Consider the following 14,132-nt stretch of genomic DNA (forward strand, 5'->3'; position numbering starts at 1 on the left):
GTGGCCCTCCCCGCGCACGCGGTGGGGCCACAGCCGCTCCGTCCGCTCCAGCGTCAAGGTCGGCTCCTGCGCGAGCAGCGCAGCTACGGTGCGCTCATTTTCCTCCTCGTTGAACGTGCACGTCGAATAGACGAGACGCCCTCCCGGCTTCAGCATGCGAACCGCCTCGCGCGCGATGTCCGCCTGCCGCGCCGCGCACATGCGCACGTGCGCGGGCGACCATTCGCGAATCGCCTCCGGGTCTTTGCGGAACATCCCTTCGCCGGAGCACGGCGCGTCGAGCATGATGGCGTCGAACGCCTGCGGGAACCGCCCCGCCAGCTCGTCCGGAGCGGCGCTCACGACGACGGCGTTCGCGTAACCGAGGCGCTCCACGTTCTCGGACAAAATTTTGGCCCGCGCCGGATGGATTTCGTTGGCGATCAGCACGCCGCGGCCCTGCATTTTGCCGAGCAGCTGCGTCGTTTTGCCGCCGGGGCAGCCGCCAGGTCGAGCACGAATTCGCCAGGCTGCGGATCCAGCAGCTCGGCCGGCGCCATCGCCGACGGTTCCTGCATGTAGTAAAGCCCTGCTGCATGGTAGGGGTGTTTGCCGGGCCGCTCGTCGGCGCCATCGACATAATAGCCGGTGCTGCACCACGGCACCGGCGTCATCCCGAACCGGTCGCGCAGCGAAACGAACGCTTCGTCCTCGGGCCTCAGCTTGAGCTGGTTGAGGCGCAGCCCGTAGGTACGCGGCTCGCTGTACGAGGCGATAAAGCGCTCGTATTCGTCAGCTCCGAGCTGGGCCTTCATCTGATCCAGAAACGGTTCCGGCAGCTTTACGGTATCGTTCACGTTGCAGGTCTCCTTCATGTCTCTCTGTCATATGGTTAGAATGTCCATGGCGCGCGCGGTTCAGCACGCTTGGATGCCATCCCGGCATGTCATTGCTGCGCCCGGCTCCCGCTTGCAGCGTGCCGGTGCCCGGCGCTTCCGGCTTGCGTCCGGCCCGCTTCGGCCTCGCCGCATTGTCGGGTTTTGGCGGTCATGCTATAATGATAGAGCTTTTTTGCTAGATAAGATCGGATCGGTTATGGGCCGAACCGCTCGCGGAAACGCGCCTGTCCGGCAGAGCGGCAGCGCGTTTTTTCTCATACCGGAAAAGAGGGAGCCCCATGGAATACGAAATTCCGAGCCAAGTGCAAATACTCGGACAACACATTCACGAGCACCAGCTTAAATATCATAACAAAACGGTACTCGTCTCGAAAGAGTTCACGTTCGACAGCGCCCATCACCTGCACAACTACGAGGGCAAATGCAAAAGCTTGCACGGCCACACGTACAAGCTGCAAGTCGTCATGAGCGGCAAAGTCGATGCGCGCGGCCTCGCCATCGATTTCGCCGACATTAAGCGCATCGCCAAGGAGCGGGTCATCGACAAGCTCGACCACCGCTACTTGAACGAGGTGCTGCCGCCGATGAACACGACGGCCGAAAACATGGTCGTCTGGATGTACGAGCAAATTCACGAAGCTCTCGTCGAGGAAAAGCTTCATCCCGCCGTCCGGCTGGAAGAAATCCGCCTGTGGGAGACGCCGACGAGCTATGCGGCCGTCACCCGCGGGCTAATGGAGGAATCGGAATGAGCGCAGGCCTGAACATCGCGAGCGCTGCTTTAGACATCAAGCTGCCGATGGTGGAAATTTTCGAGACGGTCGAAGGCGAAGGGACGCGCGCCGGCTTTCCGACCGTTTTCGTCCGGCTGTTCGGCTGCAATTTGCGCTGCACGTGGTGCGACACGAAATATAGCTACCCGCCTGCCGAGGCGGACAGCGTCATGACGATCGGCGAAATCGCGGAACGCGTTCAGGGCTACCGCGCGCGGCACATTTGCCTGACCGGCGGCGAGCCGCTGCTGTACGGCGACAAGTCGCTGGCATTGATCGAAACGCTGTCGGCGCTGCCGCACATCCGCGATTTGCATATCGAGACGAACGGGGCGATCGACCTTGCACCGTTCGTCGCCCGCGTTACCTCGGATAAAGTGCGCTACATTATGGACTACAAGCTGCCTGATTCGGGCGAGCAGGACAAAATGCTTCCCGCCAACTTCGCGCTGCTGCGGGAGCAGGACGAGCTCAAGTTCGTCATCGGCAGCGAGCGTGACTTCCGCGAAGCGTGCCGCGTGCTGGAGACGTACCCGACTGCGGCCTTGCCGCTGTTCAGCCCCGTCTGGGAAACGATGCCGCCGCGCCGCCTCGTCGAGCTGATGCTGGCGCACAGCCTAAGCGGCGTCAAGCTGAACATGCAGCTGCACAAAATCATTTGGGACCCCGCCATGCGCGGCGTCTGATCACCTGTCCGAGAGGAGATTCCTTGCCATGAATCCATCTGCGAAAAAAGCGGTCATTATTTTAAGCGGAGGCCTCGACAGCACGACCTGCATGGGCATCGCCCGGGACCGAGGCTACGAGCTGTACCCGCTCACTTTCGACTACGGCCAGCGCCACCGCATTGAACTTGACAACGCCCGCAAAGTCGCCGAGCATTACGGCGTCTCCGGCCGCCACAAAGTCGTGAAGCTCGATTTCCTGCGCGAGATCGGCGGCAGCGCGCTGACGGACGACTCCATCGACGTACCGGACATGACGGCGCCGGGAGCCGCCGACACAGCGGCGTCGGAAATTCCGATTACTTACGTTCCCGGCCGCAATTTAATGTTCCTGTCCATCGCCACGTCCTACGCCGAAGTGCTCGCTGCGGAGGCGATTTTCATCGGCGTCAACGCCCTCGATTACAGCGGTTATCCGGACTGCCGTCCGGAATTTATCGCCAAAGTGGAGGACGTCATCAAATACGCGACGAAAATCGGCGTCGAAGGGAAGCCGATCTCGATCGAAACGCCGCTCGTCAATTGGACGAAGGCCGACATCATCCGCGAAGGAATGCGGCTCGGCGTCCCGTACGAGCTGACGACGTCGTGCTACAACGGGCGCGAGGCGGCATGCGGCGTGTGCGACAGCTGCCGGCTCCGGCTCAAAGGCTTCGCGGAGGCCGGCTGCCGCGACCCGATTTCGTACGAAACGCGGTAATGATGGATTAAGTTGACCCTGAAGCCGATTGAAAAGCAATCTCTCGTTCATTTGTGCTTTTTTGCGGATAAGCCTCCTGACTCCACTTTCATTGTGGGTCGTGGGGGCTTCTTTGTCCATTAATTGAAATTATTTTCCGCCATTTGAGATCGTAAGGAAAAATATTTCTTTTCTCTTTTCCTTGCTGATATGATAAAAGAAAATACGCATATTTTCTTGCTTAAAAGGTGGTTCAAAATGACGATCTCCAACAAACTGCATCAAACATCCAATACGCTCCTGTTGATTTCAAGCATCTATTCGTCGTTAACGAAAGCGGAGAAAAAAGTTGCGGACTTCGTGCTGAACAATCCGGAAGATGCGCTGCTGTCGACGATTACCGATTTGTCCGAAAAATCTGCTGTCGGCGATACGTCGGTCATACGTTTTTGCCGTAAGCTCGGGTTCCGCGGATTTCACGATTTCAAGCTGTCCCTCGCCCAAAATCTGGTTAACGCTCCGGTTCAATTGAGCGGCGAAATCAACTACGACGACGATACGGACTCCGTGGCCAGAAAAATTACGCAAAACAACGAACAGATGCTGCGCAACACGCTGAATTTGATCGATCCGGCCACATTGAATCAAGCTGTTAGCTTACTAATGAACGGCAACCGAATTTTCGTGTACGGCGTCGGCTCTTCCGGCATCACCGCTATGGATGTGCATTACCGGTTCATGAGAATCGGCCTCAGTGCGGAAGTTCAGCGGGACGCGCACATTATCGCCATGTCAGCGTCGCTTGTCGGCAAGGGCGACATCGTGTTCGGCATTTCGCATTCGGGGAGCACCAAAGATCTGGTCGATCCGATCCGCCAGGCCAAAGAGAACGGCGCCAAGGTCATTTGTTTGACCGGCCACGCCAAATCGCCGATCACGCACCATGCCGATATTGTGCTTCTGGTGCCTTCCAAGGAATCCCCTTTTGAGGGAGGAGCTCTTTCCACCAAGATCGGTCACATTCACATGATCGAGATTTTGTCTACTCTGCTGACAATGAACATGAAAGATAAAGCGGCCGAATCGATCAGGAAAACGGCAGGATCGGTGGCGGACAAATTGTATTGAACCGCCAACGAGTGCTGTGAATCGCCATTGTAAATAAAGTGCATTCGATAGAATTTCCGCCATTCGTTCGAAATGGAGGAATTTTTTTTTTAAATTAATTTTAAAAAATATTTACACAATTCAATCGAATTCCTTATAATGGATATTGAAACATAACTATATGAAGGAGGGGTAAGCAAGTGCGAAAAGCGTACTGTAGAACATTGCTTTCTTCACTCGTCATCGTTTTACTGGTAGGGGTTTTAATCGGCTGCTCCGGGCAAGCGGGCGGCAAGCCGAAAGTAACGGTGTGGTATTTGTGGGGCGGCAAAGAAGGTGAAGTCGTCGAGCAAACGATCAAAAGGTTTAATGAAAGCCAAACCAAGTATCAGGCGGTCGGCTTGTCGGTGCCTGACGAACAGAAAATTAAAGTTTCCATAGCCGGCGGCAAAGGCCCGGATATTACGGACTCTTTCGCGAGCAACGTCGCTCAATACGCCAAAGAAGGGATTGCGTTGCCGCTCGACGATTTGATTAACCGGGACAAATACGACTTGTCCGATTTCATTCCCGCTTCGCTCGAGCAGGGCAAATACGAGGGGAAGTATTACGCTCTGCCGATCAACGTGACGGTTACCGGCATGTTCTACAATAAAAAGCTGCTTGCCGATGCGGGCTTCAAAGAGCCGCCGAAGACGAGCAAAGAACTGCTCGACGTCGCGATCAAAACGACGAAAACGAACCCGGACGGAACGATCGATACGCTAGGCTTCCCGGACTATCCGGGCAATCCGTTCGAAACTCTGACTTACGGCTTCGGCGGAGAGTTTGTTTCGAAAGACGGCAAGCAGGCTGCATTCGACAGCCCGGCCTCGCTGGAAGCGATGAAGCTCATCTACGAATATAACAAAAAGTTCGGCGTCGATAATGTGAAGCAAATTCAGGCAACCGGCAAATGGCTGGACCCGACCGATCCGTTCATGTCCGGCAAGCAGGCGATCCGCTTCGACGGCCCGTGGCTGTCTACGTTTATGGCCAACAACAATATCAAGCTGGACTACGGGCTTGCGCCGCTGCCTTATCTTGACGGGCATCCGGAATTTGAAGGCAGCGGGGAAAACGCAAGCTCCATCTTCTATATTGCGAAAAATTCCAAAAATGTGGACGGCGCATGGGAGTTTATGAAGTTCCTGTATTCCGCCCCGGAAATGTCGAAGTTTACAGGCGGCATGGGCAATATTCCGGCCAGAAAATCGTCGATGGCCGATCCGGTGTTCGATAAAATTGCCGACGCCAAACTGTTTATGAAGTTCGCCGAAAACAAAAACATCAAGTCCCCTCCGAACATTTCCCAAATGCCGGACATTTTGAAAAAAGTCGTGAAGGAAGAAGCGGAAGCCGTATTTAACTTGAAAAAAACGCCGGAGGACGGCATCAAGGCGATGCAGCAAAGAACCCAGGACTTATTGAAATAGACGTCGTAGCCGCCCCCGTCGAACAGGCGGGGGCGCGATTCAACCGGACGGGAGGGGAAGCATGCACAGAAAAGCGAATATGACGGGCTTGTTGTTTTCAAGCCCATTTTTAATAGGATTTCTGCTGTTTACGTTGTTTCCAATCGGCGCGTCGCTTGTGTACAGCTTCTGCGATTTTAATTTGTTCAAGTCGCTCAGTTGGGTGGGTCTCGACAATTATAAATGGATTTTGCAGGAGAAAGAGGTCGGCAAAAGCATTTTCAATACGCTGTACATGGTTGTGTTTGCTACGCCGGTGACGATCGTTGCCGGACTGCTCAGTGCGCAGCTGTTGAACTTGAAAGTGAAGGGCCAATCGGTTTTCAGGACGTTGTTCTATGTCCCTTCGATCGTACCGGTCATCGCCTCCTCGCTGGTATGGATGTGGGTGCTCAATCCGAAGAGCGGACTGATCAATTCCGTGCTGCAGCTGCTTCACATCCGGGGGCCGAATTGGCTGCTCGATCCGGTGTGGACGAAGCCTTCCCTTATTCTGATGGGGGCATGGGGCTCCGGCGGGATTATGATCATATTTTTGGCGGCGCTGCAGGACGTGCCGAAAAGCTTGTACGAATCGGCTGAAATCGACGGGGCCGGGTCGCTCCGGAAGTTTGTCAGCATTACGCTGCCAAGCATATCCCCCATTATTTTGTTTCAGCTGGTCATGAGCCTGATTGTCTATTTCCAATATTTCGCCCAGGCGTTTATGCTGGCGTCGCTTACGAATTCCGGCGCCGATCAGTCGATGGCGGGGCCGGAGAAATCGCTGCTTTTTTACTCGATTTTGCTGTACCGCGAAGCGTTCGTCGACTTCCGAATGGGCCATGCCAGCGCTATGGCGTGGGTACTTTTCCTCATCACCGCGCTCGTCACGTGGTTCGTGTTCAAAACGTCTAAAAAATGGGTCACCTACGGAGGCGAATGACGATGGTTGAAGCTGCCCAAAAAATAGTTCGCTACAGCTTGCTCGTGCTGTTCAGCGTCGTATTTGCCGCCCCGCTTCTCTGGCTGCTGTCGACTTCGGTGAAAAAGCAGGGAGAATTGTTTGCCTCGCCTCCCGTGTTTTTTCCGAAAGTGCCGCGTTGGCAAAACTATGCCGACGTATTCGATACGATCAATTTTTTTCGCTTAACCGGCAATACGGTGCTCATATCTGTGTTGACGGTAATCGGCATTTTGATTTCCGCCCCGCTTGTCGCCTATGCCTGCTCGCACATTGAATGGAAAGGCAAAAAGATACTGTTTGCGGCGGTGATCGCCACTTTGCTGCTGCCCTATCAAGTGACGATGCTTCCGCTTTACGTTATCTGGACCAGGCTCGGGCTCGTCGGAACGTACGTGCCGCTTGTATTGCCGGCGTTTTTAAGCGCGGGCGCAGGGTATTACGTATTTATGATCCGGCAATTTTTCATGACGATTCCCAATTCGCTCGTTCAGGCGGCGAGAATCGACGGAGCTTCGGAATTCAGAATCTATGCGCAGATCATGCTGCCTTTATGCAAACCGATCATCGCTACTGTAGGCGTGCTTGTTTTTCTTGCGGCGTGGTCGGATTTTCTCGGCCCACTGCTGTATTTGAACGATAAGGACTCTTACACGCTGTCGCTCGGACTGTACGCCTTCATGCAGACCCATTACGTGGAGTGGGAAAAATTGATGGCGGCCTCCGCCATGTTTACGCTTCCGATTATCGTACTGTTCTTCTTTGCGCAAAAGCAGTTTATCGAAGGCATTACGTTGACGGGAATCAAAGGGTGAATGAAAAGCGCATGCGGCAAGATCAAACAAACTCGTAAAGAAACCGGTGAGTAAATGAAAATACCATTGGATCTGCAGCGCCTCCGCGGAGGAATTATCGTTTCGTGCCAAGCGTATCCCGGAGAACCTTTTTACGGCAGCGACATCATGGTCAGGTTCGCGAAAGCGGCCGTAGAAGGCGGGGCGGTAGGGATCAGAGCCAACTCGCCGCAAGATATAGCGGAGATCAAAAAAGCGGTGCGCCGCATTCCGTTGATCGGGTTATGGAAGCGCGATTACATCGGTTCGGATGTGTATATTACGCCTGTCTGGTCCGACGTGTCGACGGTAATCGACGCCGGTGCGGACATGGTCGCGCTCGACGCCACACGGCGGGATAGACCGAACAAGGAGCGGCTAGAGGACATTGTGAGCAGAGTGAAATCCGAAACGCAATGTTTGCTGATGGCCGATATTTCGACTGTCGAGGAAGGACTGTACGCCGCCCAGCTCGGATTCGATTGCGTTGCTACCACTTTGTCCGGCTATACGCCTTACAGTCCCCGGCAAAGCGAACCGGACTATGCGCTGGTTGAAGCTTTGGCCGCACAAGTTCAAATCCCGGTCATAGCGGAAGGGCGCATTTTGCATCCCGAACAAGCGCGCGCCTGCTTTGCGCGCGGCGCTTATGCGGTCGTTGTGGGGACGGCCATCACCCGCCCGCATGTCATGACCCGAAAGTTCGTGGAGCACGTCTCTTCGCCAGGCTTGCGTGAAAGCGGGAGGTAACCATGTCGCCTTGTGCCATCGGCATTGATATTGGCGGTACGAACATAAAGGCAGGGCTCGTCGGATCGGACGGCACAATGCTGCGGCACGAAGCGGTCGCGACGAACGCGGCGTCGGGAAGGAGCTCCTTGCTGCAAAAATTGATACGGCTGCTCGATGCGTATGTGAGCGAAAGCGTGAACAGCGGCCGGCAGGTGCTCGGCATTGGGATCGGTACGGCAGGCTACGTCAATCGGCAAGGGGTTGTAGCGGAAGCGACCGGCAATCTTCCCGGCTGGACCGGCATCGATCTGGCTGCGGAACTTGCAGGGCATTTTGACGTTCCGGTGGCGGTCGACAACGACGTGAAGGCGATGGCTGCCGGAGAGCTGTGGCTCGGAGCGGGAAGAAGCCTGAACGATTTTCTATGCGTCACGTTAGGCACCGGGGTCGGCGGCAGCTTGATTATCGGCAAATCGGTTTACCATGGGAGAGACGGGTTTGCGGGCGGCTTCGGGCATCACGTTATCGTCGGCAACGGCTTGCCTTGCACGTGCGGCCTTCGCGGCTGCTGGGAACAGTATGCGTCCGTTAAAGCGTTGCTTCGTATAGCCGCACAAGCCGGCATCGGGACGGATGAGGCGGAGATGTCCCCGAAACGGGTATTCGAGCTGGCAAGAGCCGGAGACGAAAAGGTGATCGAAGTTATAGAAGCGTATGCCGAGTATGTCGCATTGGGGCTAGCAAATTTAATCCATATTCTCAATCCGCCTGCTATAATTGTCGGAGGAGCCATAACCGAGCAGGGCGACTTTTTGTTCGACCGCATTCGCCGGCATATCGCCAAGCTTACGCTGCGAGCGTACGTTACGCCGGAGATTCCGATCGTACCGGCGGAGCTGGGCGATATGGCGGGGGTATTCGGAGCCGCAAGCCTTGTCATATCATCGATACGCTAAGGAGTGATCGGGTGGAGGGGATCAATCTAGGCGGCGGCATTGTAAAAAAGCTGCTTCTATGGGCCGGCACTATATTTTTCGCATTGACGCTTTATTTTTCTTTTATCAATAGCGCCAAATATTTGGGCGGTTATGTTCCAACCGCTGCTCTGCTTGCGCTCGTTGTTTTAGTCGTTGTTTTAGCAGCGCATTTGTTGGCGAGGCGGCTTACGCAAAAGCAATTTATCATCTTGCTGCTGCTTGTCGGCTTCGGCTTCAGGGTATATTGGATCTTGTTGATCGACACTCCGCCGGTTTCCGATTTCCTGGATATGCACAACGCAGCGCTGCAAGCGGCGAAAGGGGACTTTTCTTTCGGCAGATCGGAGTACTACTCCCGTTGGGTTTATCAGCTCGGCTTCACGATATATGAGGCGCTCATCGTCAAATTGTTCGGCGCTCCGATTATCATTTTGAAGCTGTTCAACGCCGTATTCAATGTCGGGACAGCGTTCGTCGTTTATTTGACCGCGGCCAAGCTTTTTAACGAGCTGTCCGGGAGAATCGCGTCGTTTCTGTATGCGCTCTACGTGCCGAATATTATTATGTGCTCGGTATTGACGAATCAACACGTGTCGACGTTCTTCTTCTCCTTAGGCTGCTATTTGCTCGTGCGGAAAGGGCTTGTCCCGAAATACAGCTGGATATGGGTTGGTCTGCTGTTCGCCTTGGGCAATATGATGAGCCTTTGGGCGTTTTCTTCATTGCGGGATTCGTCGTTTACGCCCTGTTTTTCCTGCTGCGGACGTGGCGGCTAAAAGACGGATGGTTCGCATGGGCCAAGTTTTTCGGCGTTATCCTTGTTTATTTGGCGGCTCAGCAGGCGATCAATGCAAGTTTCATCCAGTCCGGCATAACCGATTACCCGCTATCGAGCCGCGAGCCGTATTGGAAGTATATGGTCGGCTTAAACCGGCAAACGACCGGCGGTTGGTCGTACGACGACGACCAGTATGTGCTGAAATACCCGCTGGGCGAACCGAGGAACGAAGCAGAGCGCCAGCTGATGCTCGACAGAATGAGCGACAAACAGGCATTGCTGCAGTTATTTGCCGACAAGTTCAAGTTCATGTGGGGTACTGCGGATTCTTCGGTCATGTGGAGCTTATGGGAACTGAAGAAGCCGTGGTTGGACGGTTCCCTCACCGCGACGGAAAGAATCGGCTATGTGGCGATGGCGTTCTTCGCGTTGACCGCGATGATCGGTTTGCTCAGGCGCCCCGGCGGCACCGGCTTCACGCTGTTTCTGATACTGCTGCTGGGCTACGCCGCCGTCCATATCGTCATAGAGGTGCAAACCCGGTACCGCTTCGACATTATGCCTTGCCTGATCGTTTTGCAGAGCTTCGGCATTTACAGTCTGCTTTCGTGGAGAACGGCAGCGTCCAAACAAGACGTACAGCTGGGGCAGTAGCCCCAAAAAAATAAGAAGAAAGCTTGGTGCAACGTTCATGGATAAAATCAAAGTTGCCGTCATCGGCTGCGGTACGATCGCGAACAATGCGCACATTCCGGCATATAAAGCCAATCCGCTCGCGGAGATCAAATATTTTTGCGACTTCGACAAGGCGAGAGCCGAGAAGGCAGTGAAGGATCACGGTTGCGGAATCGCGGTTGACGACTATCGGCAAATTTTAGACGATCCGGAAATCGAAGCCGTCTCCATTTGCACGCCGAATCACTTGCACGCATCGATAGCGATCGATTGTTTGCGGGCCGGCAAAAACGTGCTGTGCGAGAAACCGGCGGGAAGAACGTACCAGGAAGCGCTGGAAATGCAAAGAGTTCAGCATGAAACCGGCAAAATATTGAATATCGGCGTCGTCAACCGCTTCAATAATGGTGTCAATCTCATCAAAACATGATTCAAAACGGCGAGTTGGGCGAGCTGTATCACGTATACGTCAGCTTTCGGGCCCATCGGTCCATTCCCGGGCTGGGCGGCGCGTTTACGACTAAATCTATCGCCGGCGGCGGCGCCTTGATCGATTGGGGAGTTCATTTTCTCGATATAGTGATGTATTGCGCGGGCGACCCGCAGCCGCTGACGGTGTCCGGCAAGACGTACTGCAAGCTGGGACGGGATATGGAAAATTACGCCTACGTCAACATGTGGGCAGGCCCGCCGAATTATGCCGGAACATACGATGTGGATGATTTCGTGACGGGCTTTATTCGCACGGAGGGTCCGACCATTACGCTGAACGGCGCTTGGGCGCAAAATATCGGCGTCGAGGAGATGTACATCGACTTTCTGGGCGATAAAGCCGGAATCAGGCTGAAATACGGGGCGGACTTCAAAATTTACAGTGCACATAACGGCGTATTGCTGGAAACCGCGGCCAAATTCAAGATGGGCGATCATTTTCAAAACGAGATCGACAGCTTTATCGGATGCATCAGAACCGGAGAAAAACTGTCGTCACACATCGATACCGTCATCGTAACGGCGAAGATCATTCAGGCGATATACGATTCGTCGGATGCCGGCGCGGAGGTTTCATTTTAAGGCGAAGGGAGGAAGCAAGGTGAAAAAAATCGGCTTCATCGACTACTACCTCGACGAATGGCATGCGGAAAAATATCCGCAATGGATCGAGGACGCAACCGGCGGGCGGATGAAAGTATGCTATGCTTACGGCAAAAAGGATGCGGAGGGCGGGCTGAGCAACGCCGAGTGGTGCGGGAAAAAGAGCATCGAGCTGCTCTCTTCGATCGAGGCCGTTGTCGACAACAGCGATTATTTAATTGTTTTGTCGCCCGATAACCCGGAGTATCACGAGGAGCTTTCGCAAATTCCTTTGCGCTCGGGCAAGCCGACCTACATCGACAAAACGTTCGCTCCGGACAGGAGCACAGCGATTCGTCTGTTCGATGTGGCGCATAAGCACGGAACACCGCTTTATTCCTCGTCGGCGCTCCGGTTCGCTACCGAATATGTCGAAGCGGACCGCACCGGCATAGAGACGATTTGCAGCGTAGGGCCGGGACGGTACGACAATTATTCGATTCATCAAATTGAACCTATCATCTCGCTGATGGGGAGCGAGGCTGCCCGGGTTATGTATATTGGTACGGCAAAATCGCCTTCGCTGCTTATCGGATTTGCGACGGAAGACAAGCCAGCATCCATCATTTCGGATGGGAGTGTCCATTCAGCATGACGGTAAACTACGATTCCGGCGCAGCCAAAATCATCAAGCCCGAATCGGATTTTTTCGAGCGGTTCATTCAGAACATGGTTCAGTTTTTCGAAAGCGGAGTGCCGACGGTAAAACCATCGGAAACGATTGCGATAATGAGCGTCATCGAGCACGGCTTTGCGGCGGCGAAGTCCCCGTATCAGTGGATACAGCTCCCAAGAGATTAGCAGTTGCGCAAAAAACGGAAGGCTGCCGTTTAGGCGGCCTTCCGTTTTTTCAAGGAGGTCAATCGTCGGATTTTTTCTGGGCAACGTCGATCGCCGTATTGTCGGCTATCCGGTTGGCGGGCTGCGTTTTGTTGTACAGCCAGTATTGGGGCGTATCGGTCACGTTGCTGATGCGCAGCTGAAACTCTTTATTCGGCAATTGCTCGGAATGGATGATGGCCAAGTTGCCGTCAACTTTGACGGCTTGCGGATCGAGGATGAGTTCGCTTTGTTTCTCCTTGTCGCCGACCGTGATTTTAAAGCTGCCCGGCATTTTGGCCGAAGCTTCGTCGATTCTTTTTTGGAACGAAATGACGACCGTATCTTTATCCTGACGAACTGCGGCTTTGGGCAGCGGGGCTTCGTCATATATATATTTGCCGAGATGGTACTCGTAGCCAGTCCAAGTGGCAAGCCCCATCGCTTTTGCCGTATCCCCGAACAAGCGGTACCAGCTTCGGTCCTTTACCATCCATAAGCCCGAGCCGATATCGGCCTGAACGCCGAGTTTGATCGCCGGATGCACGGAGCGGATTTGGTCGACGAAATTTTGATATTTTTTAATATAGTCGCCCGGCAGTTCGCTTTGCGGCTTCACCCAATCCGGCCAATGCGTCTGGAGGAAGTGGAGGTCGGGCTTCACCGCCGAGATCATTTTCGCCGCATCGAGGCCGTGGAATTCGCGCACGAGCTTCACGGAATCCGGGCCGGCGTCGATGGCGAGCGACCACGTAGCGACGAGAATGTCGTGACGCGCTTGCCTTACCCCGTCCTTGCCGTTAATAAGCTGGCTCGACAAAGCGGTTGACTGCGTTGACACGGAACTCGATCCATTTCTCGTACAGCTCCCGGTTCGTTTCATAATAATTCGGATCATTGGGATTGGTGAAATTCGGCATGCCGAGGCCGTACTCTTTTTTAAACGCTTCCTGGGCAAGCGGACCCACGTCGCCGTAGACGCCGCGTTTAATGCCGTCCCATTCCGGGAAGTACGGTTCTGCGACCTCGATGCCGTCAAACGGATACTTCGTTACCAGCGTCGCCAGCGACTTCTTTTTCCATGCAACGTACTTGTCGCTGAACGGAGAGAAGCGGTAAAAGCCGTCGTTAACAGGAGTCAGCAGCTGCATTTGCCATTCCGGCCAATCCGCCGGGTATCCGACGACCGAGTAAGAGCCGTTGCCCAGTACGAGCGCCCAAACGGCGATGCCGCGCTTATGAAACGCTTCGATTAATTTGACATTGACGTTGCTTTCGTTAACGACGAAGTAATGCACGGCTTTGAATCCGTTTTGCACCATTTCATCGGCGATGCTTTCCTCTGATCTGTTTTGATAATAAAGGAATGTTGGATCGATTTCGATGGTCGGACCGTTCAGCGCCGCTTGCCGGAGATCACCTTTTTGATGTTGATGATCGCTTTCGGCGTAAGCGCTTACCGCAGGCAGCAACAAAGCTAGCAGACTGGCAAACACGAAGCGGTTCCACGTTTTGCGCAACGTGCTGCCGCTCTTTGGCGGAAATTTCATAGCTTCACCCTCCCG

The 14,132-nt window shown here is 54.4% G+C and carries 15 protein-coding genes and 2 pseudogenes; 14 read left to right on the forward strand and 3 right to left on the reverse strand.

The window, feature by feature from the left end:
- Positions 1–854, reverse strand: a pseudogene (locus SD70_RS35400) (RsmB/NOP family class I SAM-dependent RNA methyltransferase); the annotation flags it as partial.
- A gap of 302 nt (positions 855–1,156) precedes the next feature.
- On the opposite strand from SD70_RS35400, the gene queD reads away from it, so the two are divergent.
- From queD to SD70_RS39940, 14 genes and pseudogenes are all read left to right on the forward strand, one after another.
- Positions 1,157–1,630, forward strand: a complete 474-nt coding sequence (gene queD / locus SD70_RS27535) for a 6-carboxytetrahydropterin synthase QueD (protein ID WP_041051572.1) — start codon at positions 1,157–1,159, stop codon at positions 1,628–1,630.
- A complete protein-coding gene (locus SD70_RS27540) occupies positions 1,627–2,337 on the forward strand; it encodes a 7-carboxy-7-deazaguanine synthase QueE (RefSeq protein ID WP_041051574.1) in 711 nt (236 codons plus the stop codon). The genes queD and SD70_RS27540 overlap by 4 nt, the downstream gene beginning before the upstream one ends.
- A gap of 28 nt (positions 2,338–2,365) precedes the next feature.
- Positions 2,366–3,076 carry a 7-cyano-7-deazaguanine synthase QueC gene (gene queC, locus SD70_RS27545; protein WP_041051576.1) on the forward strand — a complete coding sequence of 237 codons (711 nt, stop codon included), beginning with the start codon at positions 2,366–2,368 and terminating at the stop codon, positions 3,074–3,076.
- 237 nt (positions 3,077–3,313) lie between these two features.
- A complete protein-coding gene (locus SD70_RS27550; RefSeq protein WP_041051604.1) occupies positions 3,314–4,183 on the forward strand; it encodes a MurR/RpiR family transcriptional regulator in 870 nt (289 codons plus the stop codon).
- Between the two features lie 179 nt (positions 4,184–4,362).
- Entirely contained in the window at positions 4,363–5,637 is a 1,275-nt protein-coding gene (locus SD70_RS27555) for an ABC transporter substrate-binding protein (RefSeq protein ID WP_082053706.1), read from the forward strand.
- 61 nt (positions 5,638–5,698) lie between these two features.
- A complete protein-coding gene (locus SD70_RS27560) occupies positions 5,699–6,601 on the forward strand; it encodes a carbohydrate ABC transporter permease (RefSeq protein WP_052487953.1) in 903 nt (300 codons plus the stop codon).
- Positions 6,602–6,603: 2 nt separating this feature from the next.
- Entirely contained in the window at positions 6,604–7,434 is an 831-nt protein-coding gene (locus SD70_RS27565) for a carbohydrate ABC transporter permease (RefSeq protein WP_231571596.1), read from the forward strand.
- Positions 7,435–7,488: 54 nt separating this feature from the next.
- The gene (locus SD70_RS27570) at positions 7,489–8,202 is read left to right on the forward strand and encodes an N-acetylmannosamine-6-phosphate 2-epimerase (RefSeq protein WP_041051584.1); all 714 of its coding nucleotides are present in this window, start codon (positions 7,489–7,491) and stop codon (positions 8,200–8,202) included.
- Positions 8,203–8,204: 2 nt separating this feature from the next.
- Complete coding sequence (locus tag SD70_RS27575) at positions 8,205–9,140, forward strand: ROK family protein (protein WP_041051585.1); 936 nt, start codon at positions 8,205–8,207, stop codon at positions 9,138–9,140.
- 11 nt (positions 9,141–9,151) lie between these two features.
- Positions 9,152–9,937: a glycosyltransferase family 39 protein gene (locus tag SD70_RS34080; RefSeq protein WP_052487955.1), complete on the forward strand. Its 786-nt coding sequence runs from the start codon at positions 9,152–9,154 to the stop codon at positions 9,935–9,937.
- Positions 9,868–10,593 carry a hypothetical protein gene (locus tag SD70_RS34085; protein WP_052487956.1) on the forward strand — a complete coding sequence of 242 codons (726 nt, stop codon included), beginning with the start codon at positions 9,868–9,870 and terminating at the stop codon, positions 10,591–10,593. Before SD70_RS34080 ends, SD70_RS34085 begins: the two co-directional genes overlap by 70 nt.
- Before the next feature lie 37 nt (positions 10,594–10,630).
- Positions 10,631–11,688: pseudogene (locus SD70_RS27585) on the forward strand (Gfo/Idh/MocA family protein).
- Positions 11,689–11,707: 19 nt separating this feature from the next.
- On the forward strand, positions 11,708–12,343 hold the full coding sequence (locus SD70_RS27590) for a hypothetical protein (protein WP_331436846.1): 636 nt from the start codon (positions 11,708–11,710) through the stop codon (positions 12,341–12,343).
- Positions 12,340–12,549, forward strand: a complete 210-nt coding sequence (locus SD70_RS39940; RefSeq protein ID WP_331436847.1) for a hypothetical protein — start codon at positions 12,340–12,342, stop codon at positions 12,547–12,549. The genes SD70_RS27590 and SD70_RS39940 overlap by 4 nt, the downstream gene beginning before the upstream one ends.
- Before the next feature lie 58 nt (positions 12,550–12,607).
- Here the strand turns inward: SD70_RS39940 and SD70_RS39945 are convergent, their stop codons facing one another.
- Positions 12,608–13,408, reverse strand: coding sequence for a hypothetical protein (locus SD70_RS39945; protein WP_331436848.1), 801 nt, complete (start codon positions 13,406–13,408; stop codon positions 12,608–12,610).
- Positions 13,368–14,117, reverse strand: coding sequence for a hypothetical protein (locus tag SD70_RS39950; RefSeq protein ID WP_331436849.1), 750 nt, complete (start codon positions 14,115–14,117; stop codon positions 13,368–13,370). The genes SD70_RS39945 and SD70_RS39950 overlap by 41 nt, the downstream gene beginning before the upstream one ends.
- Between the last annotated feature and the right edge of the window lie 15 nt (positions 14,118–14,132).

This window comes from Gordoniibacillus kamchatkensis (assembly GCF_000829455.1).
In the GTDB taxonomy this organism is placed as follows: Bacteria; Bacillota; Bacilli; order Paenibacillales; family NBRC-103111; genus Gordoniibacillus; species Gordoniibacillus kamchatkensis.

Coding starts and splice junctions, on each gene's coding strand:
- queD (WP_041051572.1), top strand. CDS start 1,157: ATGGAATACGAAATTCCGAGCCAAGTGCAAATACTCGGACAACACATT.
- SD70_RS27540 (WP_041051574.1), top strand. CDS start 1,627: ATGAGCGCAGGCCTGAACATCGCGAGCGCTGCTTTAGACATCAAGCTG.
- queC (WP_041051576.1), top strand. CDS start 2,366: ATGAATCCATCTGCGAAAAAAGCGGTCATTATTTTAAGCGGAGGCCTC.
- SD70_RS27550 (WP_041051604.1), top strand. CDS start 3,314: ATGACGATCTCCAACAAACTGCATCAAACATCCAATACGCTCCTGTTG.
- SD70_RS27560 (WP_052487953.1), top strand. CDS start 5,699: ATGCACAGAAAAGCGAATATGACGGGCTTGTTGTTTTCAAGCCCATTT.
- SD70_RS27565 (WP_231571596.1), top strand. CDS start 6,604: ATGGTTGAAGCTGCCCAAAAAATAGTTCGCTACAGCTTGCTCGTGCTG.
- SD70_RS27570 (WP_041051584.1), top strand. CDS start 7,489: ATGAAAATACCATTGGATCTGCAGCGCCTCCGCGGAGGAATTATCGTT.
- SD70_RS27575 (WP_041051585.1), top strand. CDS start 8,205: ATGTCGCCTTGTGCCATCGGCATTGATATTGGCGGTACGAACATAAAG.
- SD70_RS39940 (WP_331436847.1), top strand. CDS start 12,340: ATGACGGTAAACTACGATTCCGGCGCAGCCAAAATCATCAAGCCCGAA.
- SD70_RS39950 (WP_331436849.1), bottom strand. CDS start 14,117: ATGAAATTTCCGCCAAAGAGCGGCAGCACGTTGCGCAAAACGTGGAAC.